At 47.7% G+C, this 662-nt stretch carries 5 tRNA genes; all 5 read right to left on the bottom strand.

The features are described 5' to 3' along the window. Positions 1-18 precede the first annotated feature (18 nt). Positions 19-105: transfer RNA gene (locus tag HP570_RS29215), tRNA-Leu, on the bottom strand. Positions 106-170: 65 nt separating this feature from the next. Further along, a tRNA-Lys gene (locus HP570_RS29210) sits at positions 171-246 on the bottom strand. A gap of 7 nt (positions 247-253) precedes the next feature. After that, positions 254-338, bottom strand: a tRNA-Tyr gene (locus HP570_RS29205). A gap of 7 nt (positions 339-345) precedes the next feature. Beyond that, positions 346-421, bottom strand: a tRNA-Thr gene (locus HP570_RS29200). 100 nt (positions 422-521) lie between these two features. Then, positions 522-598, bottom strand: a tRNA-Asp gene (locus HP570_RS29195). Positions 599-662 lie beyond the last annotated feature (64 nt).

Below are 662 nucleotides of genomic sequence, written 5' to 3'. Positions count from 1 at the left end.
CTGTAAGAAGAAGTTGATTGGTGCGGTCGAGAGGACTTGAACCTCCACGGTGTTGCCACCACTAGAACCTGAATCTAGCGCGTCTGCCAATTCCGCCACGACCGCATTTTCCCATCCAAGTAGCCAGATCTTTTAACAAGCTGACTTTCACTTTTCGGGTTTGTAAAAACTGGTGAGCCATGAAGGACTCGAACCTTCGACCCTCTGATTAAAAGTCAGATGCTCTACCAACTGAGCTAATGGCTCATGAAAATGGTGGGGAGAGACGGATTCGAACCGCCGAACCCGGAGGGAGCAGATTTACAGTCTGCCGTGTTTAGCCACTTCACTATCTCCCCAGTTTCATGGTGCCGGCAATAGGACTTGAACCCACAACCCCCTGATTACAAGTCAGGTGCTCTACCAATTGAGCTATACCGGCATATCTTTAATTATGGCATATCTTTCATGAAAAATCAACGTTTTTTTATTCCGTTAAACCTTTTTCATGTTCATGAACTATGCCATCTCGTTAAGAAAGATGGCGGAGCTGACGGGACTCGAACCCGCGACCTCCGGTGTGACAGACCGGCGTGAACTCCAACTTCACCACAGCTCCATGTTTGATTGTACCCACTGGGTACTACGATCCTACTTGATCAAGAAGATGATTCGACGTAGAG

The sequence above is a fragment of the Brevibacillus sp. RS1.1 genome (genome assembly GCF_013284365.1).
GTDB lineage: Bacteria > Bacillota > Bacilli > Brevibacillales > Brevibacillaceae > Brevibacillus > Brevibacillus brevis_D.
This window is presented reverse-complemented; position numbering and strand designations above follow the sequence as displayed.